The 24,933-nt window shown below is 67.9% G+C and carries 22 protein-coding genes; 9 read left to right on the forward strand and 13 right to left on the reverse strand.

The window, feature by feature from the left end:
* Positions 1–33: 33 nt before the first annotated feature.
* Positions 34–1,338 (forward strand): kynureninase, encoded by a 1,305-nt coding sequence (gene kynU / locus IB269_RS08850; RefSeq protein WP_192366969.1) that lies wholly within the window; start codon positions 34–36, stop codon positions 1,336–1,338.
* Positions 1,339–1,355: 17 nt separating this feature from the next.
* On the opposite strand, the gene IB269_RS08855 is transcribed toward kynU, so the two are convergent.
* A complete protein-coding gene (locus tag IB269_RS08855) occupies positions 1,356–2,342 on the reverse strand; it encodes a DNA-3-methyladenine glycosylase family protein (RefSeq protein ID WP_192366970.1) in 987 nt (328 codons plus the stop codon).
* Entirely contained in the window at positions 2,339–3,259 is a 921-nt protein-coding gene (gene ada, locus IB269_RS08860) for a bifunctional DNA-binding transcriptional regulator/O6-methylguanine-DNA methyltransferase Ada (protein ID WP_012204085.1), read from the reverse strand. Before ada ends, IB269_RS08855 begins: the two co-directional genes overlap by 4 nt.
* Before the next feature lie 163 nt (positions 3,260–3,422).
* On the opposite strand from ada, the gene kynA reads away from it, so the two are divergent.
* Positions 3,423–4,298, forward strand: a complete 876-nt coding sequence (gene kynA, locus IB269_RS08865) for a tryptophan 2,3-dioxygenase (protein ID WP_034391164.1) — start codon at positions 3,423–3,425, stop codon at positions 4,296–4,298.
* Between the two features lie 91 nt (positions 4,299–4,389).
* Positions 4,390–5,691, forward strand: a complete 1,302-nt coding sequence (locus IB269_RS08870) for an MFS transporter (protein ID WP_012204083.1) — start codon at positions 4,390–4,392, stop codon at positions 5,689–5,691.
* 18 nt (positions 5,692–5,709) lie between these two features.
* On the opposite strand, the gene IB269_RS08875 is transcribed toward IB269_RS08870, so the two are convergent.
* The 3 genes from IB269_RS08875 to IB269_RS08885 form a co-directional block, all read right to left on the reverse strand.
* A complete protein-coding gene (locus tag IB269_RS08875; RefSeq protein WP_013803678.1) occupies positions 5,710–6,918 on the reverse strand; it encodes an FAD-dependent monooxygenase in 1,209 nt (402 codons plus the stop codon).
* Positions 6,919–7,295: 377 nt separating this feature from the next.
* Complete coding sequence (locus IB269_RS08880) at positions 7,296–7,586, reverse strand: H-NS family nucleoid-associated regulatory protein (RefSeq protein ID WP_012204081.1); 291 nt, start codon at positions 7,584–7,586, stop codon at positions 7,296–7,298.
* A 100-nt stretch (positions 7,587–7,686) separates the two neighbouring features.
* On the reverse strand, positions 7,687–9,000 hold the full coding sequence (locus IB269_RS08885) for a hemolysin family protein (RefSeq protein WP_012204080.1): 1,314 nt from the start codon (positions 8,998–9,000) through the stop codon (positions 7,687–7,689).
* Between the two features lie 24 nt (positions 9,001–9,024).
* Between IB269_RS08885 and IB269_RS08890 the strand changes: the two genes are divergently transcribed.
* On the forward strand, positions 9,025–9,870 hold the full coding sequence (locus tag IB269_RS08890; protein ID WP_071954660.1) for a symmetrical bis(5'-nucleosyl)-tetraphosphatase: 846 nt from the start codon (positions 9,025–9,027) through the stop codon (positions 9,868–9,870).
* An 85-nt stretch (positions 9,871–9,955) separates the two neighbouring features.
* Here IB269_RS08890 and IB269_RS08895 read toward each other — a convergent pair whose 3' ends face one another.
* From IB269_RS08895 to IB269_RS08905, 3 genes are all read right to left on the reverse strand, one after another.
* The gene (locus IB269_RS08895; RefSeq protein WP_192366971.1) at positions 9,956–11,461 is read right to left on the reverse strand and encodes a DEAD/DEAH box helicase; all 1,506 of its coding nucleotides are present in this window, start codon (positions 11,459–11,461) and stop codon (positions 9,956–9,958) included.
* A gap of 219 nt (positions 11,462–11,680) precedes the next feature.
* The gene (locus IB269_RS08900) at positions 11,681–12,559 is read right to left on the reverse strand and encodes a neutral zinc metallopeptidase (RefSeq protein ID WP_012204077.1); all 879 of its coding nucleotides are present in this window, start codon (positions 12,557–12,559) and stop codon (positions 11,681–11,683) included.
* A gap of 108 nt (positions 12,560–12,667) precedes the next feature.
* Positions 12,668–13,024 carry a hypothetical protein gene (locus tag IB269_RS08905; protein WP_224986416.1) on the reverse strand — a complete coding sequence of 119 codons (357 nt, stop codon included), beginning with the start codon at positions 13,022–13,024 and terminating at the stop codon, positions 12,668–12,670.
* Positions 13,025–13,125: 101 nt separating this feature from the next.
* Between IB269_RS08905 and IB269_RS08910 the strand changes: the two genes are divergently transcribed.
* The 4 genes from IB269_RS08910 to nadB all read left to right on the forward strand — a co-directional run bounded on the left by IB269_RS08910 (position 13,126) and on the right by nadB (position 18,630).
* Positions 13,126–14,073, forward strand: coding sequence for a delta(1)-pyrroline-2-carboxylate reductase family protein (locus IB269_RS08910; RefSeq protein WP_192366972.1), 948 nt, complete (start codon positions 13,126–13,128; stop codon positions 14,071–14,073).
* A 15-nt stretch (positions 14,074–14,088) separates the two neighbouring features.
* Positions 14,089–15,840, forward strand: coding sequence for a sensor domain-containing diguanylate cyclase (locus IB269_RS08915; RefSeq protein ID WP_192366973.1), 1,752 nt, complete (start codon positions 14,089–14,091; stop codon positions 15,838–15,840).
* Positions 15,841–15,983: 143 nt separating this feature from the next.
* Complete coding sequence (gene nadA / locus IB269_RS08920; RefSeq protein WP_192366974.1) at positions 15,984–17,117, forward strand: quinolinate synthase NadA; 1,134 nt, start codon at positions 15,984–15,986, stop codon at positions 17,115–17,117.
* 10 nt (positions 17,118–17,127) lie between these two features.
* Positions 17,128–18,630: an L-aspartate oxidase gene (gene nadB / locus IB269_RS08925; RefSeq protein ID WP_192366975.1), complete on the forward strand. Its 1,503-nt coding sequence runs from the start codon at positions 17,128–17,130 to the stop codon at positions 18,628–18,630.
* 307 nt (positions 18,631–18,937) lie between these two features.
* On the opposite strand, the gene dcd is transcribed toward nadB, so the two are convergent.
* The 3 genes from dcd to IB269_RS08940 form a co-directional block, all read right to left on the reverse strand.
* Positions 18,938–19,510: a dCTP deaminase gene (dcd, locus tag IB269_RS08930; protein WP_013803686.1), complete on the reverse strand. Its 573-nt coding sequence runs from the start codon at positions 19,508–19,510 to the stop codon at positions 18,938–18,940.
* Positions 19,511–19,578: 68 nt separating this feature from the next.
* The gene (gene guaD, locus IB269_RS08935) at positions 19,579–20,871 is read right to left on the reverse strand and encodes a guanine deaminase (protein ID WP_046986663.1); all 1,293 of its coding nucleotides are present in this window, start codon (positions 20,869–20,871) and stop codon (positions 19,579–19,581) included.
* Positions 20,872–20,983: 112 nt separating this feature from the next.
* Positions 20,984–22,090 (reverse strand): BMP family ABC transporter substrate-binding protein, encoded by a 1,107-nt coding sequence (locus IB269_RS08940; RefSeq protein ID WP_096915557.1) that lies wholly within the window; start codon positions 22,088–22,090, stop codon positions 20,984–20,986.
* Positions 22,091–22,284: 194 nt separating this feature from the next.
* Between IB269_RS08940 and IB269_RS08945 the strand changes: the two genes are divergently transcribed.
* Positions 22,285–22,725, forward strand: a complete 441-nt coding sequence (locus tag IB269_RS08945; protein WP_192366976.1) for an HIT family protein — start codon at positions 22,285–22,287, stop codon at positions 22,723–22,725.
* 6 nt (positions 22,726–22,731) lie between these two features.
* Here the strand turns inward: IB269_RS08945 and IB269_RS08950 are convergent, their stop codons facing one another.
* Together IB269_RS08950 and IB269_RS08955 are read right to left on the reverse strand one after the other, a co-directional pair.
* Positions 22,732–23,781 carry an adenosine deaminase gene (locus IB269_RS08950; RefSeq protein WP_192366977.1) on the reverse strand — a complete coding sequence of 350 codons (1,050 nt, stop codon included), beginning with the start codon at positions 23,779–23,781 and terminating at the stop codon, positions 22,732–22,734.
* Complete coding sequence (locus tag IB269_RS08955; protein WP_192366978.1) at positions 23,781–24,779, reverse strand: aromatic ring-hydroxylating oxygenase subunit alpha; 999 nt, start codon at positions 24,777–24,779, stop codon at positions 23,781–23,783. The genes IB269_RS08950 and IB269_RS08955 overlap by 1 nt, the downstream gene beginning before the upstream one ends.
* Between the last annotated feature and the right edge of the window lie 154 nt (positions 24,780–24,933).

Below are 24,933 nucleotides of genomic sequence, written 5' to 3' on the forward strand. Positions count from 1 at the left end.
CCTTTTCGCCTTTTCGATACCCAAGGAGACCCCGTGACGAGCCTGCAAGACTGCCTCACCCTCGATGCGCAAGACCCGCTGCGCGCCCTGCGCGACCAATTCACGCTGCCCGAAGGCGTGATCTACCTTGACGGCAACTCGCTGGGCGCCAGCCCCCGCGCCGCCGCCGCGCGCGTGGCCGAGGTGGTGCAGCAGGAATGGGCGCAGGGCCTGATCCGCTCGTGGAACGATGCCGGATGGATCAGCCTGCCCCAGCGCCTGGGCGACCAGTTCGCCCCCTGGCTGGGCGTGGGCGCGGGTGAGCTGGTGTTCACCGACACGGCCTCCATCAACCTCTACAAGGTGCTGACAGCGGCGGCCCGCATCGCGCGCGAGGACGCGCCGCAGCGCAAGCGCCTGATCAGCGAGCGCAGCAACTTCCCCACCGACCTCTATATCGCCCAGTCGGTCTGCCAGGAATACGGCCTGGAGCTGGTGCTGCTCGAACCCGAGGAAATTGCCGGCGCGCTGACCGACGAGGTCGCCATCTGCATGCTCACCCATGTCAACTACCGCACGGGCGCCATGCACGACATGGCTGCCGTGACGGCTGCCGCGCAGGGCAAGGGCATTCTCTGCGTCTGGGACCTGTGCCACAGCGCGGGTGCCGTGCCTGTCGATCTCAAGGGCGCGAATGCAGACTTCGCCATCGGCTGCAGCTACAAGTACCTCAACGGCGGCCCCGGCGCGCCGGCCTTTGTCTGGGCCAACCCGCGCCTGATCAACCGCTTCTGGCAGCCGCTGTCGGGCTGGTTCGGCCATGCCGAGCCTTTCAAGTTCGTGCCGGACTACCACCCGGCCCAGGGCATACAGCGCTACCTGTGCGGCACCCAGCCCATGGTCAGCCTGAGCGTGCTGCAGTGCGGCCTGGACGTGTTCACGGCCGTGGAGCCGCTGGGCGGCATGGACGCGCTGCGCAACAAGTCGCTGGCGCTGACCGACCTGTTCATCGCCCTGGTCGAGGAACGCTGCCAGGGCCACGGCCTGGGCCTGGCCACGCCGCGCGAGCACGGCCGGCGCGGCTCCCAGGTCTGCCTCACGCGCGAGGAGGGACTGGGCGTGGACGGCAAGGACAGCGGCGCCTATGCCATCGTGCAGGCGCTGATCGCGCGCGGCGTGATCGGCGACTTCCGCAAGGGCGACGGCACGGGCCTGCACAAGGACATCCTGCGCTTCGGCTTCACGCCGCTGTACGTGGGATTCAAAGATGTCTGGCATGCAGTGGAGCACCTGCGCCAGGTGCTGGAATCGGGCGAATGGCGCAAGCCGGAGTTCAACCGCGTCAATGCGGTGACCTGAAGCCTGGAGCCAGCCCTTCAGAACGCCGTGGACGACAGCGAGGCCCAGAGATGGGCCGCGACCAGGGCGCGCCAGGGCGCGAAGTCCCGCAGCCACAACTCGGTCTGCGCCGCATCCATGGCGTCCGTCTTCAACAGCAGGGCCAGGGCCCGGCGCACGGCCACATCGCCGTGCAGCGGGCCGTCCAGGTGGCCATAGCCGCGCAGCAGCATGTAGTTCACGGTCCACGGGCCTATGCCCTTGAGGGCCAGCAGCCGCTCGCGGATCTCGGCCACCGGCAGTTCAGGCAGGGCCGCCCAGTCGTCCAGCGGCAATTCACCCGACTGCACGGCCTGCGCCAGCAGGCGCAGCGTGTGCGTCTTGCTCCGCGAAAAGCCGGCTGCGCGCAAATCCTCCTCACCGAGCTGTGCCAGCTGGGCGGCCTCCGGCATGCACCACAGCTGCTGCGGCGCGTCGGCATGGCCATCGTGCAGCGCCACCGGCTGGCCGGCTGCGGCGATCAGGCGGCGGCGCAGCGACACGGCTGCCGCCACGCTGATCTGCTGCCCGGTGACGGCCCAGCTCAGCGCCTCCCAGGGCGTGCAGGCCGCCGGCACATGCAGGCCACGCTGGCGCGCCAGCAGCGGCCCCAGCCGCGCATGGCGGCCAAAACGGCGCTCGAATTCGCCCACATCCTGGGACAGTCCGAACATGCGCCGCAGCATGGCGGCCAGCACATCGTCCATGCCGGTGATGGCGCCTGCACCGGCGGGCAGGCGCCATCGGGCCTGCACCACGGCCGCCTCTTCGCACTGCGGCGTCAGCTCCAGGGTCAGCAGCGTGGGAAGGCCTTTCCACATCAGGCCCTTGTGCATGCGGATGGTGTCGCCGTCCTGCAGATCGCATTCGGACAGGCGCTGGGCATCGCGCCGGTGAAAGCCCCAGAACTCGTTCATGCGGTAGCCGGCCGGCAGCGTCAGTTGCTGCTCTGCGCCAGGGCTGTGGCCGCCACGCCGCCCGCTCATGCCTTGCCGGCCTGGCGCAGCGGGGCTCGGCCGCTCTCCCGCCCTGTCTCCCGGCCAGCCGCCTCCTGCGCCTGGCGCGCCTCGCGCAGCAGCAGGGCACGCTTGCGCTCCACGCCCCAGCGGTAGCCGGAGATGCTGCCATCGTTGCGCACCACGCGGTGGCAGGGCACGGCCACGGCAATCGGGTTGGCAGCGACGGCGCTGGCCACGGCGCGCGCGCCCGTGGGCATGCCCAGGCGCAGGGCCAGTTCCGAATAGCTCAGGGTCTGGCCGGCCGGAATGGCGCACAGCGCCTGCCACACGCGCTGCTGGAAGACCGTGCCCTGCACATCCAGCGGCAGCGCCAGGCCGCGGCGCGGCTGCTCGACCAGGGCCACGACCTGGGCCACGGTGTGCTCGAATCCCGCATCGCCACCCACCAGCTCGGCCAGCGGAAAGCGCTGCTGCAGGTCCTGCACCAGGGCCTCGGCGTCGTCGCCCAGCAGTACGCAGCACACGCCGCGCTCGGTGCTGGCCACGAGGATGCTGCCCAGCGTGCATTCGGCCACGGCAAAGCGGATGGTCTGGCGCATGCCGCCGCGCCGGTAGTCGCCGGGCGCCATGCCCAGCATGGCGCCTGCGTCGCGGTAGAAACTGCTGCTGGCCGCATAGCCGCTGGAGTAGGCCGCATCGGTGACCGAGTCGCTCTGGCCCGGCTGCAGCGCCGCGCGCAAGGCATGCGCGCGATGGGCCTTGGCATAGGCCTTGGGCGTGAGGCCCGTGGCCTGCTTGAACAATCGGTGCAGTTGCCAGGGGCTCAGGCCCGAGCGTTCGGCCAGCTGGCCAAGGGCGGGTGGGGGCTCCTCGGTCTCCAGCCAGCGGCAGCATCGGGCCACCAGGGCCGTGGGGTTGGCAGTGGCATCGCTGGCTTGATTCATGGCTTGGTTGGACACGGCATGTCTTTCTGGGTCATCGGATGCCCTACTCTACGCAGCCCGGAGCACCCGCGCATCCCGCTTCTTGCAACCCGCAGGATTTCAGCGCGGGATTCGGTTACGCTGCGCCCTGCATTTTCCGCGTCGAGACTTGCGAGACTCCCACATGACCACCGAACACTCCGGCTGCCCCATGAACAGCCCCGGCCGCACCGAATCCATCGTCAAAGAGGAGCGCGCCCAGCTGGACTTCAGCCAGTCCATGAGCTATGGCGACTACCTGCACCTGGACCAGATCCTCACGGCACAGCATCCGCTGTCGCCCGCGCATGACGAGATGCTGTTCATCATCCAGCACCAGACCAGCGAGCTGTGGATGAAGCTGATGCTGCATGAGGTCCGAGCCGCCACGGCCGCCATCGCAGGCGGCACGCGTGCCGACGCCTTCAAGATGCTGGCCCGCGTGAGCCGCATCATGGAGCAGCTGGTCAGCGCCTGGACCGTGCTGTCCACCATGACCCCGCCCGAGTACACGGCCATGCGTCCCTACCTGGCCAACTCCAGCGGCTTCCAGAGCTACCAGTACCGCTGCATCGAGTTCTCCCTGGGCAACAAGAACGCCGCCATGCTCCAGCCCCATGCCCACCGGCCCGATCTGCTGGCCCAGGTGGAGGCGGCATGGCGCTCGCCCTCGCTCTACGACGTGTCCCTGCAGCTGCTGGCGCGCGAGGGCATCGACGTGCCCGCCGACCGGCTGGAGCGCGACTGGACCCAGCCCTACGAGGCCAGCGAGGGCGTCAAGCAGGCCTGGATCACCGTCTACCGCGATCCCCACAAGCACTGGGACCTGTATCAGCTTGGCGAAAAGCTGGCCGACATCGAGGACGCCTTCCGCCTGTGGCGCTTCCGCCACCTGACCACGGTGGAGCGCGTCATCGGCTTCAAGCGCGGCACGGGTGGCACGGGCGGCGTCAGCTATCTGCGCAAGATGCTGGACGTGGTGCTGTTCCCCGAAATCTGGGCGCTGCGCACCGAGCTGTAAGAACTGGCGGGCGCCACTGACGGCAGACCGCTGCGGTGGCGACAGCGCGCAGGCGCGCAAACGGGTAAGCTGCGGCGCCAGGAGAAATACCGTGTCCGCAGCGCCACAACAGCCCCCACACAACAACATACACACAGAGGCTTCGCAGACCTCCCCCGCAGCACCGCCGCCGCGCAGCCAGCTGCTGTGGGCCATGCTGCTGTCCCTGCTCTCGGCCTTTGCGCTGAGCCAGGCCTTTCGCACCATCACCTCGGTCATGGCCACGGGTCTTCAGCAGGATTTCGGGCTCACGGCCCAGTCGCTGGGCGCCTTCGCCGGCCTGTTCGGCCTGTCCTTCGGCGTGGCCCAGTTGCTGATGGGCATCGGCATGGACCTCTACGGCCTGCGGCGCACGGTGCTGCTGTCGTTTCCGCTGGCGATTGCGGGGTCGGCACTGTCCGCCGCCGCACCCAATTACGGCTGGCTGATGGTGGGCCAGTTGCTGATCGGCGTGGGCTGCTCGCCCGCCTTTCTGGCCTGCACCATGTTCATCTCGCGCCACTTTCCCATGGACCGCTTTGCCTTTCTGTCGGGCGTGGGCATGGGTGTCGGTGGACTGGGGCTGCTGTTCACAGGCACGCCACTGGCCTGGCTGGTCCAGCATTTCGGCTGGCGCTCGGGCTTTGCGCTGCTGGCCGTGATGTCGGCCCTGTCGTGGCTGCTGATCTGGTGGCGCGTGCACGAGCCCGCCCGCAGCGGAGCACAGACCGCCGCACGGGAAAGCTGGGGCGTGGCGGCACGCCGCATGGCCGAGCTGTTCACGCTGCCGCACACGCTGGGCATCGTCCTGCTGGCCATGGCCTGCTATGCATCGTTTCTGGCGCTGCGCGGCCTGTGGCTGGGGCCGCTGCTCATCCATCGCTATGGCTTTTCGCTGGTGGAAAGCGGCAATGTGGCGCTGGTCGTATCGATGATCTCGCTGTTCAGCCCCGCGATTTTCGGGCGCATGGATCCCGGCCCAGGACGGCGCCGGCGCTGGCTCACCAATTACTCGCTGCTCATGGGCAGCCTGTTCATGCTCATGGCCTTTTTGCACCATGGCTGGACCAATGTGGCGCTGATCTTCGCCATGGGCCTGCTGTCGGGCTATTCGGTGCTGCAGTACGCCGATGTGCGCGCTTCCTACCCCCCAGAGATGACCGGCCGCGCACTGTCGCTGTTCACCATGGCCATGTTCCTGGGCGTGGCCCTGGTGCAATGGTTCACGGGCTGGGTGGCGGCCTGGGCCGAGGCCTGGGGCGTGGAGCCCTACAAGGCCGTGATGATCTCGATTGCAGCCACGCTGGTGGGCGCGTCGACCGCGTTCCGTTTCCTGCCCTCCTCGCCGCTGCTGCGCCAGGCATCCGCCGCCTAGCGGCCGGAGTCTCTGTCTCTACAAGGCGTTGGCGGCCGAGCCATCGCCACGGTACAGCCAGGGCAGATCCATCAGCCGGGAGCCCAGCAGGCGCAGCGACAGGTCACGCCCCCAGCGCACGGGACCCGTGGCATGGAAGATGCGGCCATTGCGCTGCGAGCGCGCCTGCACGCGCGCATTGCGCTGCCAGCGATTGAGCGCGTAGCGGCGCAGGCGCATGTTCACATCCAGGTCATGCATGGACAGGGCACGCTGCAGCTCCGCTGCATCTTCAATCGCCATGCCGGCGCCCTGGGCCAGATAGGGGCGCATGGGATGGGCCGCATCGCCCAGCAAGGCCACCACGCCGCGCGCCATCTGCGCGGCCGATTGCACGGGCGGGCGATCGCCCACCGGCCACAGCCGCCAGTCGCCACCGGCTGCAGGCACATGCTGGACCAGGTCCAGCAGTTGGGGGCAACTGCCCTGCAGCACCCGCACCAGATCGTCAAGATTGCCCGCATGGTCCCAGTTCGCCAGATCCTCTGGCGCCGGGCCCTGGATGATGATCACCAGGTTCTGCAGCTCGCCCCGGCGCACGGGGTACTGGATGGCATGCATGCGCGAGCCCAGCCAGGCCGTGACATCGGTGGCCCGCAGGCGCTTGGGCAACTGGGCCTGGTGCACCAGGGCGCGGTAGGCCAGGTGCCCGGTGACACGCGGCGGGCCGTCGCCCAGCAACTGCTGGCGCAGAACGCTGCGCACGCCATCGGCGGCGACCAGGGCATCGCCTTCGATCAGCTTGCCGGCCCGGGTTCGCACGGTGACCACGCCGTCGGTCTCGGAAAAGCTCTCGATGGGCTGGCCCAGGTTCAGGTGCATGCCCGGATAAGTCTGAGCGGCTTCCCGCAGCAATTGCTGCAGATCGGCCCGGTGGATGGTGGCGTAGGCCGCGCCATAGCGTTGCACGGACTCGCTGCCCAAGGGCATATGCGCCAATTCCTGCCCGGTGACTGCGCTGCGCACGCGCAGGCTGCCCGGCAATGCCACCACCTGCTGCAGCGGTTTTTGCAGGCCCCAGGCCTGAAGCCGCCGCACGACATTCGGACCGATCTGGATTCCGGCACCCACTTCACTGAGCGCGGGCGCCTGCTCGAAAAGACGCACTTCCCAACCCGCCCGCGACGCACCGATGGCGGCGGCCAGGCCACCAATGCCGCCGCCGGCAATCAACACCTGCTTGTTCATGTGCGTATTGTGCCCCTGCCGCCACCCATGGCGGCCGGGGCCTGATTATTCAAGTCGGACACCGCTGAAGAAAATCAAAGAATGCTCGGAATCTTCTGAAACATGCGCGCATCCCCCAGGCATTGAGGCGCATCAAGATCCCAAAAACGGGCATCTCGCCACGCACCAGACTGCCATAAAGGACATCGCCCCACCCTCACCTGTGCGGTGCGGCCAAAAATCGGCCTTTGCATCGCCGCTCTGGAAATGTCCATACACGGATCCACACTTTACGCCGCGGATGATAGATATTCTCAACTGAGACAATCTTTTGACAAATGGCCGTGACAATGAAAAAAGCCCGCACTGGGCGGGCTCTTTCATGCGCGACGGAAAAATCAGATGACAAACTTCTCACGGTCCTGATTCTGAATCCACTTTGGCGGCTTGCCACGTCCGGTCCAGGTTTGGCCGGTTGCGGGATCGCGGTACTTGGGAGCCACTTTGGCGCCGGTTGTGCCAGCGGTACGACCACGAGCTGCAGGAAACACGTCATCGGCAGTCAGACCATATTCGGCAATCAAGTTGCGAACCTGTCCCACGGCGTCGGCAAGCTCGCGCTTGCGTGCTTCCTGGATCTGTTGCTCCAGTTCCTGTCGCTGCTTCAGCAGTTCCTTGTAAGAGCTCATGGTATGCGCCTTGAAAGTAGTTTAAGAGCTTTCATTATAAAAACATAATCAGCCCATGGCGCAAGACGCATGTAAGCAAAACCCACAATATCGCTGCTGCCTATTGCGAAGAGTAGTTCTCGGATAAATCCGATATGGCCAGCACCTTGTCAATGCGTTTGCCATCGAGATCGATGACCTCGAAGATCCAGCCCGCACAGCTGACCCGTTCCCCCAGAATGGGCAAATGACCGCTTTCTGCCATGAGAAGGCCCGCCACGGTGTTGTATCGGCCGCGGTGCTCATCGGGAAGATCTCGAATATCGAGGCGCGCCTTCAGCTCCGATATGGGCATCAGACCGTCCAATAGCCAGGAGCCATCCTCGCGCTGCATGGCCCAGGCTTCTGCCTCGGTCACAGGCTGTAACTCGCCGGTAATCGCCTCGAGCAAATCCCGGGGCGTCATGATGCCTTGCACCACGCCATATTCATCCACCACAAACACCATGCGCCCGGACCGGGCACGCAATTGCTCCAGCAGCTCCATGGCGCTGAGCGTCTCGGGCAGGAAAGAAGCCGGCAGCACATGTTCGTACAGCGTGGTGCCGGCGGCATCCGAGCCCAATGCCAGCAGGCGCGCCACGCTGATGATGCCGACCACGTCATCCAGCGAATTGCGGCACACCGGGTACCAGGAATGCCCGCCCTTCGAGTGGTCGTCGGCCGAGGCCTGCAATGCCTCGGTGACGGTCATGTCGGCATCCAGCCATTGCACGTCGCCGCGCGGGACCATGATCGACGTCAGTGAGCGGTCATCGAGGTGAAAGACGTTTTGCACCATCTGGTGCTCGTTGGCCTCGATCACTCCGGCATCCCGCCCTTCGGCGAGGCTTGCCACGATTTCCTCTTCGGTCACGGCGCGCGCTGCGGATTCATTGATGCGCAGCAGAGTCAGCATGGCGCGCGTGGAAAAGGCCAGCAGCCGCACAAAGGGCTTTGCAGCCGACGCCACCCAGGTCATCGGCCGGGAAACCACCGTGGCCACGGTTTCGGGATAAAGCTGGCCTATGCGCTTTGGCACCAGCTCGCCGAAGACGATGGTGACGAAGGTGATCACGGTCACGACGAGCGCCGTGGCAGAAATGCTGGCCGCGCGTTCCGGAATTCCCAGGCCCAGCAGCCATGCGGCCAGCCCGTCACTGAAGGCCGCCTCGCCCAAAATGCCGTTGAGCAGGCCGATGGAGGTGATGCCCACCTGCACCGACGAAAGAAATTGCGTGGGGTTTTCGAGCAAGGCCAGTGCTGCCACCGCACCCTTGTCGCCTGTTTCAGCCAGTGCCACCAACCGAGCCTTGCGGCTGGAGGCCAGTGCCAATTCGGACATTGCAAACACCCCATTGAGCAGCGTAAGCAACGCGATCAGCAGAAAATCCATGGTTCGTATATCAGAAAGAAGACCATGGCACTTTACTGTATCGGCGATATCCAGGGATGCCACGACGCCTTTGAGCGCCTGCTGCACCGCGTGGACTTCTCCGCCAGCCGCGATACCTTGTACATCCTGGGCGACCTTGTGAACCGCGGTCCGGAATCGGACAAGGTGCTGCGCACCTGCATGGCCGCCGGCGACTCTATGCGCGCCCTGCTGGGCAACCATGACCTGCACCTGCTGGCCGCTGCCCAGGGCGTGCGACGCAGCAGCCGGCGCGACACGCTGGCCCGGGTGCTGGATGCGCCCGACCGCGATCAGCTGCTGGACTGGCTGCGCCACCAGCCGCTGGCGCGCAGCCACCGCATGGCGCATGGCGAGGAACTGCTGATGGTCCATGCCGGCGTGCTGCCGCAGTGGAGCAGCCAGGACGTGATGGCGCTGGCGGGCGAGGTGCATTCGGTACTGCGCAGCAAGCAGTTGCCCGATTTCTTGCAGGCCATGTACGGCAACCAGCCCGATCGCTGGTCACCCGACCTGCAGGGCTGGGAGCGCCTGCGGGTCATCGTCAACGCCTTGACCCGGCTGCGCTTTTGCACCGCACAGGGTGTCATGGATTTCGACAGCACCGAGTCGGCCGAGCAGGCGGCGCCCGGCCTCATGCCCTGGTTCGACGTGCCGGGCCGCGCCACGGCGAGCGCAACGATTGCGTTTGGCCACTGGTCCACGCTGGGCCACATCAGCCGGCCCGACCTGGTGGCGCTGGACACCGGCTGCGTCTGGGGTGGCTGCCTGAGCATGATGCGTTTCGGCGATCACCTGGCGGACCGGGAACTGATCCAGGTGGACTGCCCGCAGGCGCAGGCCCCGGGCTGACCTGGACGACGCCGATGAGCGAGCGCCCATGAAAAAACGCCTGCAAGGCAGGCGTTTTTCGTGAGGCAGGCGGCTTGCGCGGCGCTCAGACCTCGGAAGTGGCGACGGGTGCCACAGGCGGGACCGGCGCAACAGGCGCCTTGAACAGCGCGGCCAGCTTGCGCTTGGGCTTGATGCCGCTGCCCGCCTTGGGCGCGGCAGCACCCTGGCTGTCCCAGCTCGCATCGACGCTGGCGGATGCCTCGTAGGGCTTGTCGAAGAACGGGTCCGAGTGCGCCGGGCGCTGGGCCATGCGCGAGCCGCGATGGCCAAAACCGGAACTGCCCCGCGACGCATCACCGCCGCGATCGCCACGCTCGGCGCCGCGATCCCGTTCACGACCGTAGCCGCCGCTGCTTTGGCGCGGCAGCTCGTCAAAACGGTGACCACGCGGTGCGCTGCCACGGAAATCTTCCATGGGGCAGGCCTCGACGTTGATCTTCTTCTTGATGAGCTTCTCGATCTCGCCCACCAGGCGCGCATCGTGGTTGGTCACCAGGGTCACGGCAATGCCGGAGGCGCCTGCGCGGCCCGTGCGGCCGATGCGGTGCACATAGTCTTCGGCGTTGAAGGGCACGTCGTAGTTGAAGACGGCCGGCACGTCCTTGATGTCCAGGCCACGGGCCGCGACATCGGTACACACCAGCAGATCCACCTCGCCGCGCTTGAAGGCTTCAAGCGCCTTCAGGCGCTCGTCCTGGCTCTTGTCGCCGTGCAGCGCCGTTGCGCGCAGGCCATCACGCTCCAGGGCACGCGTCAGGCGCGCACAGCCCAGCTTGCTGTTGGAGAAGACGAAGGCCTGGCGGATGTCGCGCTGCTTGAGCAGGGAGCGCAGCGCATAGCGCTTGTCGTCGTCGCTGACGCTGTAGAAGCGCTGCTCCACCGTGGACGCCGTCTCGTTGGGGCGGGCCACTTCGATGGTGACGGGGTCCTGCAGGTAGCTGCTGGCCAGGCGCTTGATCTCGGGCGAGAAGGTGGCGCTGAACAGCAAGGTCGTGCGTGTCTTGGGCAGGTGGGACAGGATGCGCTGCAGATCGGGCAAAAAGCCGATGTCCAGCATGCGGTCTGCCTCGTCCAGCACCACGTACTCGACTTGGTTGAGCACGGCGTTCTTGGCTTCGATGTGGTCAAGCAGACGGCCCGGCGTGGCCACCAGCACCTCGACGCCCTTCTTGAGCTCCAGCGTCTGCGGCTTCATGTCCATGCCGCCGAACACCACGGTGCTGCGCAGCTTGGTGTACTTCGCATACTGGGCGATCTGCTGGGCCACCTGGTCCGCCAGTTCGCGTGTGGGCAAAAGCACCAACGCCCGCACGGGGTGGCGTGCAGGCGAAGCGGAGGTATTTTCGTGGCGCATCAGCCGCTGCAGCAACGGCAGCGAGAACGCCGCCGTCTTGCCTGTGCCGGTCTGGGCGGCGCCCATGACATCCTTGCCGGTCAGAACGACCGGAATGGCCTGTGCCTGGATGGGCGTCATGGACTCGTAGCCCATGTCGGCCACGGCGCGCGCCAGGGACTCAGCCAGCTGGAGATTGGAGAAAGAGCTTGTCATTGAGAGCGCTATTGTCGCACCTAGCGCGATTTGTGCGTTGCAATAACGCCAATTGGCACCTGGACAAGCATGGCGTTGTGTGAGCGCAACCCGCAAAAACCCGGTATGAGGGCCCGCAATGCGGGCATTTTTTCATCGCCCGACAGCTTCCAGATGAAAAAGCGGCCCCTCGGAGGGGCCGGCGAACCTTGAACAGCAAGGCGAGCGTGGGGGTACTTCTCAGAGGGAAGCGGCCGAAAAAGTGTCGCAGGACTTGACGCTGCCGGTACGCAGGCCGGTGCTGAACCAGCGCTGGCGCTGGGCGCTGGTGCCGTGCGTGAAGCTGTCCGGCACCACGGCGCCGCCGCCTGCGCGCTGCAGGGCGTCGTCGCCGATCTTGGATGCCGCATTCATGGCCGACTCCACATCGCCCTGCTCCAGGATCTGGCGGGCGCTTTGCGCGCGGTTCGCCCAGACGCCGGCCAGGCAATCGGCCTGCAGTTCCAGCTTGACCGACAGATGGTTGTATTCGACCTTGCTGACGCGGCCACGGGCGCGGTCCACCTGGGCGCTGATGCCCAGCAGGTTCTGCACGTGGTGGCCCACCTCGTGGGCAATCACATAGGCCTGGGCGAAATCGCCGGGCGCGCCCAGCTGGTTCTTGAGCGTTTCGTAGAAGCCCAGATCGATATACACCTTCTGGTCGGCAGGGCAGTAGAAGGGCCCCATGGCCGACTGCCCCGTGCCGCAGGCCGTGGGCGTTGCGCCACGGAACAGTACGAGCTTGGGATCGGTATATTGGGCGCCGCCCTGGCGGAACACATCGCGCCAGACATCTTCGGTATCGGCCAGCACGGTGGAGACAAAGCGGGCGAGCTTGTCATCGGCCGGCGGCTTGTGGGCCGGGCCCTGAGGCTGCTGCACCTGCACCGGCGAGCCGCCGCTGAGCGCACCCAGGATGGTCAGCGGGTTGATGCCCAGCACCCAGCCGCCGACCAGGGCGATGACGATGGTGCCGATGCCTATACTGCGTCCGCCGAAGACGGGGCCGCCGCCACCGCCACCCTCGTCACGGCGGTCTTCCACATTGTCCGACTCGCGGTTGCCATCCCATCTCATGGTGTTCACTCCTGGATCTGTGCTGCAGCCTGCAGCATCGGGCGGCGATATTACGTCGGAACCTGCAGGACTGCAGCGACCGCAGCTGTGGCAATGATACGGCGTGTATCAGCGCACGGGCTGCACCGCCATGGGGGCGGTGGCGGGTGGCGCCTGGCTGCGCAGGACCTGCTCGCGGGCCACCAGCACCATGGCGGCCAGCAGCGCGGCGACGATGCCCAGGCCGATGACGACCGCCAGGCCCAGCCCCCATCCGCCGCGCCTGCGCCGCTCGCGTGCAGGCTCGCCGGGCCGGCGGGGCGCGGGAGCCTGCTCGCTGGGCGGCTGCTCGCGCTGCCACGGCTCGGGCGCGGGTCCGCGCCGCTGCTGCTCATAGCGCGGGGCCGATTCCTTGCGCGGAGCTTCGGGCCGCGCCGAACCGTCCCAGCGGGGCTCTTCGCGCGGATAAGAAGGCTTTTGTGACATAGGCGACATCGTAGTGCCTGCGCAGGCCCTCACGGGCCTGTGCGCAGCACTGGACACATCGTGAATTGGTCGATCCAAGCCTACTGTGTACAGTCGCGGCCATGAGCCATTCCAGCATGCCCTCCTCCACCGCCCTTGACGCCCAGGCCACGGCCGGGCTGTTGCCCTGGAACGAACTGGCCGAAGAGATCGCCGCCCTGCTGCTGCAGCCCCAGGCAGCGCAGGTGCCGGCGCGCATCGTGATGCCCCTGCCGGCCGGTGGCAGCCTGTTTTGCATGCCGGCCACCGACGGCCAGGTGGCCATGACCAAGCTGATCAGCTTCACGCCCGGCAACGCCGGCACGCCGCGCGCCACCATCCAGGGGGATGTGGTGGTCTTCGACGTGGCCACGGGCGAGCGCCGTCTGATCCTGGACGGCCCCACGGTCACGGCGCGGCGCACGGCCGCCGTATCGCTGCTGGCCGCGCAAAGGCTGGCGCCGAATCCGCAGGGTCCGTTGCTGATCGTGGGCGCCGGCGTGCAGGGCCTGGCCCATTTGCAGGCCTTTGCCGCAGGCCTGGGCGTGCGCGAGGTTCAGGTGGCATCGCGCAGCGCGCAGAGCGCCCAGGCGCTGGTCGACCAGGCCCGGTCCATGGGACTGCAGGCCACCGCCGTGCAGGATGTGGAGGCGGCGGCGCGCCACTGCCCGCTGATCGTGACCTGCACACCCGCCCGGGCCGTGGTGCTGCGCGAGGCGCCGCGCAGCGATGCCTTCATCTCGGCCGTGGGCGCCTTCACGCCGCAGATGGTGGAGCTGGCACCCGGCCTGTGCCAGGGCTTGCTGCAGTCGGGCCGCGTGGTGGTCGATACCGGGGATGCGCTGCATGAGGCCGGTGACCTGCTGCAGGCCGGCATCGATGTCGCCGCCCTGCCCACGCTGGAGCAGGTGGTGCGCGAGCAATGGCCGCGCTCGGATTCGCCCGTGCTGTTCAAATGCTGCGGCTGGGGCGGCTGGGATCTGGCAGCCACCCGCCTGGCCATGCGCCGGGCCGCACTCCAGAACAGTTGAAAGCGGATTTCTGCGTTGAACGAGCTTTTCCCCCCGGATTCCCCCGCCCCGGCTTCCAGCACCGCGCCCAGTCGCTGGCAGCGCCTGGGCCTGCGCACGCAACTGGCCCTGGTCTTCGGCTCGCTGCTGGTGGGCGTGACGGTGCTGATGTCGCTGGCATTCGGCGAGCTGCTGCGCTGGCGCATGGAGCGCGAGGTCAGCGCCTCGCTGCATGCCATGGCCTCCAACGCCGCCCGGCAGCTGTCCGATGGCCTGTTCAGCCGCGCCCATACCGTGGAAGTGCTGGCCGCCTCGCCGGAGCTCTGGATCCAGGGGCTGGAGGCCCCGGGCGTGGGCGCACTGCTCAACCGCGCCCGTTCGCTGACGCCCACCAGCCTCTGGATCGGCGTGGCCGACGCCGAGGGCACGGTGCGCAGCGCGACCGACCAGGTGCTGGTGGGCCTCGATGTCAGCGACCGGCCCTGGTTCGAGCCGGGCCTGCAGCGCGTCCATGTGGGCGATGTGCGCGCCTCCTCGCCTGTGATGTCCGCCTTGCTGCCGCCTGCGGCCGACGGCGCGCCGCGCCGGTTCATGGACTTCGCGGCGCCCATTCGCGTGGGCGATCTCACCCAGGGCGTGCTGTGCATGCACAGCAGCTGGGAATGGGTGCGCGAAACCATGCAGACCCTGCAGCAGGCCGACAGCGCCGACCGGCAGATCGGCCTGTTCATCTTCGACCGGCGTGGACGGCTCATCCACGCGCCGGGCGACAGCCTGGAGCCGCTGCTGGCCCTGGACCAGCGCCTGCCGGTGGCCCATACCGTGTCTGCCGATACGGCCGATGCCACGCTGCAGCCCGTACAGGTGGCGCGCTGGCAGGACAGCCCGCAGAGCTTTCTGACGGCCACCGTGCCGCTGCAGGCCCACAACCGGGCAACCGCCATGGGCTGGCACATCGTGGCCCGCCAGCCGCATGACAGCGCCTACGCGCCCGCGCGCCAGGCCATGCACCAGGTGCTGGCCGGCGGCCTGGCGGCCGCGCAGGTGGCCGCCGTCATCGCCTGGCTGGTGGCGCGCAGGCTGAGCCAGGATCTCAAGCGCCTGGCCCGTGCCGCCAATGGCATCGACGGCAGCGGTGCGGCCTCCGACATCCCGCAGCTGCACAGCAGCCGCGAAGTGCACCGCCTTTCGCAGGCGCTGCGCGGCAGCATTGCCCAGTTGCGCTCGGCCAACGAGGCCATGGAGCGCCAGGTGCGCGAGCGCACGCTGCAGCTGCAGCAGGCCAATGCCGAACTGGAGCACCAGGCGCGCAGCGATCCGCTCACGGGCCTGCTCAACCGCCGGGGCTTCGACTTCCAGCTGGACTTCGCCATGGCGCTGGCGCGCCGCAGCGGCCGCCCCTTGAGCGTGCTCGTCATCGACGTGGACCACTTCAAGCGCATCAACGACCAGCACGGCCACGACATGGGCGACGCCGTGCTGCGCACCCTGGCGCGCGCCTTCCGCATGCGGCTGCGCGAGTCCGACGTACTGGCCCGCATGGGCGGCGAAGAGTTCCTGGCACTGCTGCCCGACACCACGGCCGATGCCGCCGTGGCCATTGCAGAGCAACTGCGCGAACTGCTGGCGGCCACGCCCATGGCGCATGGCGAGCCCGTCACCGCCAGCGTGGGCGTGGCCACGCTGCGCAGCGTCACGGACACGGCCGCGGCCATGCTGCGCCGTGGCGATGAGGCGCTGTACGAAGCCAAGGGCGCGGGCCGCAACAACGTGCAGCTGCAGCGCTGAGGCGGCCCCGCGCCGCTTTTCCCGCCCTCGATTTCCTGACTGCCGCAAAACACCCGTGCGGCAAAAAACACCACACTAATACTCAAATTGAGCATATTATTCTCAGCCATCACCAGCCCTTTCCACAGTCCCGGACGGCCACCATGCAGCTCAAATCCGTGCAGTACGACAAGCCCCATTTCTCCCACGCCGGCCAGTGCGGCATCGGCGAGGCCTGGGCCCGCATTCCTCCCGAACTTGACCGCGCCCAGCGCCTTCGGACCGCCGAGCGCATACGCGCCCTGCTGCACGAACGCGATGCCGTGCTCGTGGCCCATTACTACGTGGACGGCGAACTGCAGGACCTGGCGCGCGAGACCGGCGGCTGCGTGGGCGATTCGCTGGAGATGGCACGCTTCGGCGCCCAGCACCAGGCCAGCACCCTGGTCGTGGCCGGCGTGCGCTTCATGGGAGAGACCGCCAAGATCCTCAGCCCGGAAAAGCGGGTGCTCATGCCCGACGACGACGCCAGCTGCTCGCTGGACCTTGGCTGCCCGGCCGACGAGTTCAGCGCCTTTTGCGACGCCCACCCGGACCGCACGGTCGTGGTCTACGCCAACACCAGCGCGGCGGTGAAGGCGCGCGCCGACTGGGTGGTCACCTCGTCGGTAGGACAGGACATCGTGGCCCACCTGCACGCCTGCGGCGAGAAAATCCTCTGGGCTCCCGACCGCCACCTGGGCGCCCACATCCAGCGCCAGACCGGCGCCGACATGCTGCTGTGGCATGGCTCCTGCCTGGTCCATGACGAGTTCAAGGCCGACGAACTGGCCGCCATGGCGCTGGAGCATCCGCAGGCCGCCATCCTCGTGCACCCCGAGTCGCCGGCCGCCGTGGCCGCCCAGGCCGATGTGGTGGGCTCCACCACCCAGCTCATCAACGCGGCAGGCCGGCTGCCCACCGACACCTTCATCGTCGCCACTGACCAGGGCATCCTGCACGACATGCGCATGCGCTACCCGGGCAAGACCTTCCTGCCGGCGCCCACGGCCGGCCAGGGCGCCACCTGCAAGAGCTGCGCCATGTGCCCCTGGATGGCGATGAACAGCCTGCAGGGCGTGGAGCTGGCGCTGGAGCAAGGCCTGTGCGCCATCGAGGTGGATCCCGCCATCGCCCAGGCCGCGCGCCGGCCCATCGAACGCATGCTGGCTTTCGCGGCCGGCCACCGCCAGCCCGTGCGCGCCAGCGGAGACCTCGCGCGCGATGCAGCGCTTTTCCAGCATTTCGGTCCCGCCTGAGGACAGCGCCATGACACAGCCTTGCACAGACGTACTCATCATCGGCGCCGGCCTGGCCGGCATGGCCGCCGCCCTGTCGCTGCCGCCGCATCTGCGCGTGGCCCTGCTCAGCAAGGGCGCGGCCGAGGAATGCGCCAGCGCCTGGGCCCAGGGCGGCATTGCCGCCGTGCTGGATGCACAGGACAGCATCGACGAACACCTGGCAGACACCCTGGTCGCGGGCGCAGGCCAGTGCGATGCACAGGCCGTACGCGCCATCCTCGAGCAGGCGCCTGCCGCCATCGATTGGCTGGTGGCCCACGGCGTGCCTTTCACGCGCGACGACAGCGGTGGCCTGCACCTCACGCGCGAGGGCGGCCACGGCCGCCGCCGCATCGTGCATGCCGCCGACTGCACCGGACAGGCCGTGCACGCCGCCCTGCTGCGCGCCTGCCGGGAGCGCGCGAACATCGATTTGCATGAGCACACCAGCGCGCTGGACCTGCTGACCGAAGGACAGCCTGCGCACTGCACAGGCGCGCTGGTGCGCCTGCCCGATGGCCGCCAGCAGCGCTGGCATGCCGCGCATACCGTGCTGGCCACGGGCGGGCTGGGGCAGGTCTATCCCGCCACCACCAACCCGTCCACCGCCACGGGCGACGGCGTGGCCATGGCCTGGCGCGCGGGCTGCCGCGTGGGCGACCTGGAGTTCATGCAGTTCCATCCCACGGCCCTGCAGGTGGGCGGCCGTGCGGCCGGCCTGGTCTCGGAGGCATTGCGCGGAGAAGGCGCCCTGCTGCGCCTGCCGGACGGCACGCGCTTCATGCCTGCCCATGACGAGCGGGCCGAACTGGCGCCGCGCGACATTGTGGCCCGGGCCATCCGGCACGAGATGGACCGCCATGGCCTGGCCTTCGTGCACCTGGACATCACCCACCGGCCACGTGCCTGGCTGCAGTCGCATTTCCCGGGCGTGATGGCCCTGTGCGCCAGCCATGGCATCGACATTGCCACGCAGCCGATTCCCGTCGCCCCCTGCGCCCACTACGCCTGCGGCGGCGTGCTGGCCGATATCGACGGGCGCACGGATGTCGATGGCCTGCGCGCCATTGGCGAGGTGGCGCGCACCGGCCTGCACGGCGCCAACCGGCTGGCCAGCAATTCGCTGCTCGAATGCGTGGTGATGGGGCGCGCGGCCGCCCAGGCCATCGCGCAGCAGCCGGCTGCCGCCCCTGCGCCGGCCCGGCCGACCGAAACCCTGCAGGCCGGCGCACAGGAGCAGGACACGGCAGCCATCGCGCAGGAGTTGCGCCAGCTCATGCAGGACTGCGTGGGCATACAGCGCAGCGACCAGGGCCTGGCGCAGGCCGTGCAGCGCATTGCGGCATGGCGTGAAAGGCTGGCACCTGCCGCAGGCCATGCGCTGCGCAATCAGCTCGATGTCTGCTGGCTCATGGCCACGGCTGCCGCTGCGCGGCGCGAGAGCTGCGGTGCGCATTCGCGCATCGACGCCGCCCTGGCGCTGGTGGAATGAAAAATGGCCCCCACGCTCCCCTTGCTGCGCAAGGTCCGCTGCCCCCCGAGGGGGCTGCTTTTCATCTTGGGGCGGCCCGGCGATGAAAAATGGCCCCCACGCTCCCCCTGCTGCGCAAGGTCCGCTGCCCCCCGAGGGGGCTGCTTTTCATCTTGGGGCGGCCCGGCGATGAAAAATGGCCCCCACGCTACCCTTGCTGCGCAAGGTCCGCTGCCCCCCCAGGGGGCTGCTTTTCATCTTGGGGCGGCCCGGCGATGAAAAAGGCCCGCAGCTTTCGCTGCGGGCCTTGTCTGCCGGGCCAAAGCCGTCAGGCCTTGGGAAGTGTCACGCCCACCTGGCCCTGGTACTTGCCGCCACGGTCGCGGTAGCTGACCTCGCAGACATCGTCGGGATCGCTCTCGAAGAACAGCACCTGGGCGCAGCCCTCGCCGGCGTAGATGCGGGCGGGCAGCGGCGTGGTGTTGGAGAACTCCAGCGTCACATAGCCTTCCCATTCAGGCTCGAAGGGGGTGACGTTGACGATGATGCCGCAGCGCGCGTAGGTGCTCTTGCCCAGGCAGATGGTCAGCACGTTGCGCGGGATGCGGAAGTACTCGACCGTGCGCGCCAGCGCGAAGCTGTTGGGCGGGATGATGCAGCTGTCGCCCTCGAAATCGACGAAGCTTTTCTCATCGAAGTTCTTGGGGTCCACCACGGTGCTGTGGATGTTGGTGAACACCTTGAATTCGGGTGCGCAGCGGATGTCGTAGCCATAGCTGCTGGTGCCGTAGCTGATGATCTTGCGGCCATCGACGTTGCGAACCTGGGCCGGCTCGAAAGGCTCGATCATGCCGTGATCCTCGGCCATGCGACGGATCCACTTGTCGCTCTTGATGCTCATGGCAATTCCTCGTTCCCTAGCTGCACTTGTCAGGCGCCAGCACCCGGCCGGGCACTGGCGCAAAGGCGCTATTTTGCTTGAGAAACGACGGTGCGCTCGATCAGGCGGTCATCGCCCAGGATGATCATGGCGAACAGCAGCTCGTCCAGACTCTCGGCCTGGCGGGTCTTGCGCTCGAGCAGCGGCGTGCAGGCCGGGTTGATGACCACGAAGTCGGCCTCGCAGCCCGGCTGCAGGTTGCCCACCTGCCCCGCCAGGCCCAGGGCGCGCGCCGCGCCCGCCGTGTGCTGCCACCACAGGTTGCCGGGCGACAGGCTCAGGCCCTGCTTGGTCTGGCCCTCGCGGCCCGCCACGTAGGCGGCCTGCATGGTGCGGAAGGGGCTGAAGCTCATGCCGCCGCCCACGTCGCTGGCCAGGCCGTAGAGGAACTGCGCGGCATCGGCCCGCGCAAAGTCGAAGAAGCCGCTGCCCAGGAACAGGTTGCTGGTGGGGCTGACGGCCGCAGCGGTGCTGCGTTCACGCATCAGGGCGCGGTCTTCGTCGTCCAGGTGAATGCAGTGCGCGTAGACGGCGCGCTCGCGCATCAGGCCGAAGTCGTCGTAGACCGACAGATAGCTGCGCGCCTTCGGAAAGAGCTCGGCCACCCAGCGCACTTCGTCCAGGTTCTCGGCCACGTGCGACTGGATCCAGACATCGGCGTAGCGTGCGGCCAGCTCGCCCGCGCCGCGCAGCTGCTCGTGCGTGCTGGTGGGCGCAAAGCGCGGCGTTATCGCGTAGCCCAGGCGGTCCACGCCATGCCAGCGCTGGATCAGGTTTTCGGTGTCGATCAGGCTTTGCTCGGTCTGGTCGCGCACGCCGTCGGGGCTGTGGCGGTCCTGCAGGACCTTGCCCGTGATCATGCGCATGCCGCGCGCCTGTGACGCGCCCATGAGCGCATCGACCGAACCCGGGTGCGAGGTGGCAAAGGCCAGCGCCGTCGTCACGCCGTTGCGCTGCAGCTCATCCAGGAAGAACTCGGCCACGCTGTCGGCATGGGCGCGTTCGCAAAAGGCCGACTCGTGCGGAAAGGTGTATTTCTCCAGCCAGGGCAGCAGGCCGGCGGCGGGCGCGCCGATCACATCGGTCTGCGGATAGTGGATGTGCAGGTCGATGAAGCCTGGCGCCAGGATGCGGCCCGGCAGATGGGTGACTTCGGCGCCCGGCTGTCCGGTGAACTGCGCCTGCAGCGCCTGCCAGCTGCCGGCGGCGACGACGCGCTGCTGCCCCCTGTCATCCGGGGCGACGGCCAGCAGGCCGTCTTCGTCGTAGAGCGCCTGGCCATCGTCGGCAAAACGCAGCAATGAGGAACGGTAGATTTGCATGCCGCCAAGCTTAGCGGGCGGACAGGCAGATGCCATATCCGCAGCGCTATAGGCGCCATCGGCAGGCGCCATCCTAGGGTTTACGCCAGGACCGTGCGCCCCGCAGGCCGCATCACTTGGGCAGGGTGGCCTGCACGCCTTCCACCAGCCAGTTCATCTGCAGGATCTGCGCATCGTCCAGCTGCTTGCCGGCTGGAATGCGCACCTGGCCCTGGTTGTCGCGCACCGGCTGGTCGCCGGCCTTGAAGGGCTGCAGGCGGCCCTGGGCCATGTCCTTTTGGCGCTGCAGCACTTCCTCGCGCACGGCGGGCGGCAGCTTGGGGCCGAAGCCTTCCACGCGGATCATGCCCTCCCGCACGCCGCCCCAGGTGTCCTGGCTCTTCCAGCTGCCGTCCAGCACCGCTTTGGCGCGCGCCGTGTAGTAGTCGCCCCACTGGTGGGTGACGGCCAGCAACTGGGCGTCGGGCCCGTCCTTGCGCATGTCGGAGTGGTAGGCAATCGCCATGCGGCCGCGCTCCTGGGCGGCCTGCATTACGGCGGTGGATGCGACCTGGAAGGACACCACGTCCACGCCGCCGTTGAACAGCGCCATGGCCGCATCGCGCTCGCGCGGCGGGTCGAACCAGGTATCCAGCCAGACCACCTTGACCGTGGCCTTGGGATTGACCGAACGCATGCCCAGCGTGAAGGCGTTGATGCCCTGCAGCACCTCGGGAATCGGAAAGCCGACCACGAAGCCGGCCACGCCCGTCTTGCTGGCACGGCCTGCGGCAATGCCCGACAGATAGCGGCCCTCGTAGTAGCGCGCATTCGAGGTGGCCACGTTGTCGGCGCGCTTGAAGCCCGTGACCGACTCGAACTTCACCTGCGGGAAGTCGCGCGCCACGCGCATCACGGACTCGGTGTAGCCGAAGCTGGTGGTGAAGATCAGCTGGTTGCCCGAGGCGGCCAGGTCGCGCAGCACGCGCTCGGCGTCGGGGCCCTCGGGCACGCTGTCCACCGCACGCGTCTGCACGCGCGGGCCCAGCGCCGCCTGCAATGCGCGCCGGCCCTCGTCGTGCTGGCGCGTCCAGCCGGCGTCGAGCACGGGCGTCAGATAGACGAAGGCGGCCTTGAGGGGCGCGGAACCTGCGGGGGATGAAGGGGCGGGATGGCCTTGGGACAAGGCCGTGGATACAAGACTTGCGGCCGCGACTGCGGCTGCGAGGTTTTTGTACATGGTGTTCCTCTACATGGCCCGGAAATGAAAACGCACCTGCCGTGGGCAGCGGCCGGTGCGGGGCGCGATTATAGGCAGCGGCCCTGAGGGCTGCCTGGGCCTGCGCTTATGGCCTCCATAAGGGACGGCAGATACCGTCCACTAAGATCGTCGGCAAATTCCAACCCCAAGCAACCACCAAGGAGTACAGGACCATGCCGATGTTCGTCGATACCTCGCCCCCGGGGCAGTGCCTTTTTTGCCGCCTCGTGGCGGGCGAGATCCCGTCCGCCAAGGTGTTCGAGGACGAGCAGACCATCGCCTTCATGGACATCGGCCAGGTCAATCCCGGCCATGTGCTGGTGGCCAGCAAGCGCCATGCCGTGACCCTGCTGGACCTCACGCCCGACGAGGCCGGCGCCGTGATGCGCACGGCCCAGCGCGTGGCGCGGGCCGTGCAGGCGGCGTTCGACCCCGAAGGCATCAGCCTGTTCCAGGCCAACGGCGCGGCGGGCGGGCAGACCGTCTTCCACTTCCACCTGCATGTGCTGCCGCGCCACGAGGGCGACGGCGTGGGCCTGGGCTGGCCGCGCAAGGAGCCCGGCATGCAGGCGCTGCAGGACTATGCCGAGCGCCTCAGGCAGGCGCTGGCCTGAACGGACTCAGGCCAGGGCGGCGTATCGGGCGAACACGGCCTCCAGCTGGCGCATCCAGTGGGCGCGCTGCTGGGGTGTGACGAAGCTGGCGTCAAAACTGTTGACCGCCAGCTGCCAGGCCTGCTGCGAGTTCATGCCGGTGGCGGCGAACAGCTGCAGGTAGTTCTCGTTCACATAGCCGCCGAAGTACGCCGGATCATCGGAATTGACCGTGACCTTGAGCCCTGCCTCCAAGAGCTGGGGCAGGTTGTGCTGGGCCAGGTCGGACACCACGCACAGCTTGAGGTTGGACAGCGGGCACACGGTCAGCGGCACGCCGTCGCGGACCAGGCGCTGCATCAGGGCCTCGTCGCGCGCGGCCTGCACGCCGTGGTCTATGCGCTCGGAATGCAGCACGTCCAGCGCGCCCCAGATATAGGCGGGAGGTCCCTCCTCGCCCGCATGCGCGACCAGGTGCAGGCCCAGCTCGCGGCAGCGCGCGAACACGCGGGCGAACTTCTCGGGCGAGTTGCCGACCTCGCTGCTGTCCAGCCCTACGCCGATGAAGCGGTCGCGCAGCGGCAGCGCGGCCTCCAGCGTGGCGAAGGCGTCCTCTTCGCTGAGGTGGCGCAGAAAGCTCAGGATCAGCGCCGACGAGATGCCCTGGTCTATCTCCGCATCGCGGCAGGCGCGGTACAGGCCGTTGATCACGGTCTCCATGCCCACGCCACGCTGGGTGTGGGTCTGGGGGTCGAAGAAGATCTCGGCATGGACCACGTTGTCCTGCGCGGCGCGCGTCAGGTAGGCGCGGCCCATGTCGTAGAAATCCTGCTCGTACAGCAGCACGCTGGCACCGGCGTAGTAGATGTCCAGAAAGCTCTGCAGATCGGTGAAGGCATAGGCGCGGCGCAGGTCTTCCACGCTGGCATAGGGCAGCTTCACGCCGTTGCGCTGGGCCAGCGCGAAGATCAGTTCGGGCTCCAGCGAGCCTTCGATGTGCATGTGCAGCTCGGCCTTGGGCATGGCCTTGAGCAATTGGGGCAGATGCGCGGCATCCACGGCGGGTACGGTGTGCATCAGCAGACTCCAAAGGTGATGCCGCTGGCCCGGAGGTAGCGGCGGTAGGCGGACGACATGCGGTCGGCCGCAGAGTGCATTTCGGCGCGCGGGTCCAGCGGCAGGCACTTGGGCTGCTGCGACTCCAACACGGGCTGGTCCTGGCAGAAGATGGTGTGCTGGAATTCCTGCAGCTGTGCGTCGGGCGAATCGAAGTCTGCCACGGCAAGGCGGAACCAGACGCGGCTGGTCTCGGGCGTGACGGGGCAGATGAACAGGGCGATGGACTCGCGCCAGCCGGCCCGGGTGGTGCCGGACTCGGGCAGCTTGGTCAGCACGGCGGCATAGGGCGCCGTGACTTCGTAGGTGTATTCGACTTCGGCCGCGCTGGTGGAGTGCAGGTTGGACTGCGGCTGCACGGCCTTGCAGCCCGTAGCCAGCACGCCCGTGGCCGTGGTCTCCACGGCATAGGCTTCGATGGCCGTGGCATCGCGGCTGCCCAGCCAGCCTTCGTGGACAAAGCCGAAGTGCGACATGTCCAGGAAGTTCTCGATGATGCGCGGCGCGCTGGCGGCCACGTCATAGGGGCCGCAGTTGAGCTTGCGCAGGTGCGCGTCCGCCTCGGCTTCAAAGGCTGGAAGTGCCGCCAGGGCCGGAGCAGCCGAGAGCTCCTCGCCCTTGGCCAGCCGCACCCAGACCAGGCCGTAGGCTTCCTGTGCCTCGAAGGCCTTCACGCATTGCGAGGGCGGGGGCGTGAAGCTGGGCAGGGCCGGCACCTTGACGCACTGGCCGCTGTCGGCGAACTGCCAGCCGTGGTAGGGGCATTCAAGGTGGCCGTTTTCGACACGGCCCATGGACAGGCGTGCGCCACGGTGCGGGCAGCGGTCCACGAAGACGCGGACCAGGCCTTGCGGATCGCGCCACAGCACCAGGGGCTGGTCCAGCAGTTGCACGCCCAGCGGCGCATCGACAACTTCGTGGGCCTGGGCCACGGGATGCCAGAGGGAGTTTTCGATCATGGGGGGAATCTCTTGCTGTCTGTCTGTGCCGCGGCGGCGGGCAGGCCGCGGCTGGGAGCGAGCATAAACCCACTCGATGCGCAGCACAGGTACAGCACCTGTGCGGCGCATGAACGCCAAGGCCGCCCGAAGGCGGCCCTGGCGGCAGCAGGCA

The sequence above is a fragment of the Delftia sp. DLF01 genome (assembly GCF_014852125.1).
Lineage (GTDB): Bacteria > Pseudomonadota > Gammaproteobacteria > Burkholderiales > Burkholderiaceae_C > Comamonas > Comamonas acidovorans.

Coding starts and splice junctions, on each gene's coding strand:
- IB269_RS08855 (WP_192366970.1), bottom strand. CDS start 2,342: ATGAGCGGGCGGCGTGGCGGCCACAGCCCTGGCGCAGAGCAGCAACTG.
- ada (WP_012204085.1), bottom strand. CDS start 3,259: ATGAATCAAGCCAGCGATGCCACTGCCAACCCCACGGCCCTGGTGGCC.
- kynA (WP_034391164.1), top strand. CDS start 3,423: ATGACCACCGAACACTCCGGCTGCCCCATGAACAGCCCCGGCCGCACC.
- IB269_RS08875 (WP_013803678.1), bottom strand. CDS start 6,918: ATGAACAAGCAGGTGTTGATTGCCGGCGGCGGCATTGGTGGCCTGGCC.
- IB269_RS08880 (WP_012204081.1), bottom strand. CDS start 7,586: ATGAGCTCTTACAAGGAACTGCTGAAGCAGCGACAGGAACTGGAGCAA.
- IB269_RS08885 (WP_012204080.1), bottom strand. CDS start 9,000: ATGGATTTTCTGCTGATCGCGTTGCTTACGCTGCTCAATGGGGTGTTT.
- IB269_RS08890 (WP_071954660.1), top strand. CDS start 9,025: ATGGCACTTTACTGTATCGGCGATATCCAGGGATGCCACGACGCCTTT.
- IB269_RS08895 (WP_192366971.1), bottom strand. CDS start 11,461: ATGACAAGCTCTTTCTCCAATCTCCAGCTGGCTGAGTCCCTGGCGCGC.
- IB269_RS08900 (WP_012204077.1), bottom strand. CDS start 12,559: ATGAGATGGGATGGCAACCGCGAGTCGGACAATGTGGAAGACCGCCGT.
- IB269_RS08905 (WP_224986416.1), bottom strand. CDS start 13,024: ATGTCACAAAAGCCTTCTTATCCGCGCGAAGAGCCCCGCTGGGACGGT.
- IB269_RS08910 (WP_192366972.1), top strand. CDS start 13,126: ATGAGCCATTCCAGCATGCCCTCCTCCACCGCCCTTGACGCCCAGGCC.
- nadA (WP_192366974.1), top strand. CDS start 15,984: ATGCAGCTCAAATCCGTGCAGTACGACAAGCCCCATTTCTCCCACGCC.
- nadB (WP_192366975.1), top strand. CDS start 17,128: ATGACACAGCCTTGCACAGACGTACTCATCATCGGCGCCGGCCTGGCC.
- dcd (WP_013803686.1), bottom strand. CDS start 19,510: ATGAGCATCAAGAGCGACAAGTGGATCCGTCGCATGGCCGAGGATCAC.
- guaD (WP_046986663.1), bottom strand. CDS start 20,871: ATGCAAATCTACCGTTCCTCATTGCTGCGTTTTGCCGACGATGGCCAG.
- IB269_RS08940 (WP_096915557.1), bottom strand. CDS start 22,090: ATGTACAAAAACCTCGCAGCCGCAGTCGCGGCCGCAAGTCTTGTATCC.
- IB269_RS08945 (WP_192366976.1), top strand. CDS start 22,285: ATGCCGATGTTCGTCGATACCTCGCCCCCGGGGCAGTGCCTTTTTTGC.
- IB269_RS08950 (WP_192366977.1), bottom strand. CDS start 23,781: ATGCACACCGTACCCGCCGTGGATGCCGCGCATCTGCCCCAATTGCTC.
- IB269_RS08955 (WP_192366978.1), bottom strand. CDS start 24,779: ATGATCGAAAACTCCCTCTGGCATCCCGTGGCCCAGGCCCACGAAGTT.